Annotated in this window: 1 protein-coding gene; it reads left to right on the forward strand. The window is 71.7% G+C overall.

The window, feature by feature from the left end:
- The coding region (locus AB0E94_RS53045; protein ID WP_360344604.1) for a cell wall-binding repeat-containing protein at positions 1–1283 on the forward strand (1283 nt) is incomplete at both ends.

Consider the following 1283-nt stretch of genomic DNA (forward strand, 5'->3'; position numbering starts at 1 on the left):
GGCGGGCAACTCACTCCGGTCGGCGACACCCGGCACTACCGCAACCCGGACGGCGGGCCCGACCTGCGGGTGGTCTTCCAGCGCCACGAGGACAACGGCGGTCAGCCCGCCGCCGCGTCCAGCGTGGTGCTCTACGACCCGAACAAGCCCGTCGACCAGCGGATCACGCTGGTCGACGACAACGGCTCCAACCCGGCGCTGTCGCCCGACGGCACCAAGGTGGCGTTCGTCCGCAACGGTCAGATCATCGTCTCCGACCTGAACGGCGAGAACGAGGTCGTCGTCACCAGCAACAACGCGGTGCACGACAACCCGGTCTGGTCCCCGGACGGCAAGACCATCGCCTTCAACCAGGGCGGCACCCCGGTGGCCACCGCCGCGGCCAACGGCTCGCAGGCGGCCAACCCGATCAACGTGGCCGGTGCCAGCGGGGTGCCGGCGTACCAGCCGCGGAAGAAGGACCGGGTTGCCCGTCTCGCGGGCCAGAGCCGGTTCACCACCTCCACCGCGGTCTCCCAGTCGCACTGGAAGACGGCCACCAGCAGCACCGACAAGCGTGAGCAGGCCCGGTCCGTGGTGCTGTCCCGGTCGGACACCTTCGCCGACGCGCTGAGCGGTTCGGCGCTGGCCGCCGCCAAGCGTGGCCCGCTGCTGATGACCCCGCCCACCTCCCTGGAGCCCGCCACCCAGGCGGAGATCCAGCGGGTGCTCGCCCCGGGCGGCACCGTGTACCTGCTCGGTAGCCCCGGCGCGCTCTCCAGCGGGGTGGAGAACTCGGTCCGGGCGCTCGGCTACAAGGTGGTGCGGATCGCCGGTGCCGACCGGTTCGGCACCTCGGTGGAGATCGCCAAGGCGATCGACCCGACCCCCGACCTGGTCCTGCTCGCGACCGGCATGAACTTCCCGGACGCGCTCGCGGCCGGCGCCGCGGCGGGCTCCTTCAACGCCTACCCGGGCTCCACGGAGTCTGCCGTCGTGGTCCTCACCAACGAGGCCAAGCTGCCGCCGGCCACCAAGACCTTCCTGGACACCCTGCCGAAGGCCTCCCGCACCCTGTTCGGCATCGGCCGGTTCGCCGCCCAGGCCGCAGTGGCGTACGACGGTGAGCAGGCCGCCGTGGAGGTGTGGGGTGACAGCCGCTACGAGACCGCGCTCATCACTGCGTGGACGTTCTTCGGTGGCCAGAGCTCCGTTGGGCTCGCCACCGGCACCAACTGGCCGGACGCGCTCGCTGGTGGCGCGCTGATGGGCCTGATCAACGGCCCGCTGATGCTCACCCCGGG

The sequence above is a fragment of the Actinoplanes sp. NPDC026670 genome (assembly GCF_040638175.1).
In the GTDB taxonomy this organism is placed as follows: Bacteria; Actinomycetota; Actinomycetes; order Mycobacteriales; family Micromonosporaceae; genus Actinoplanes.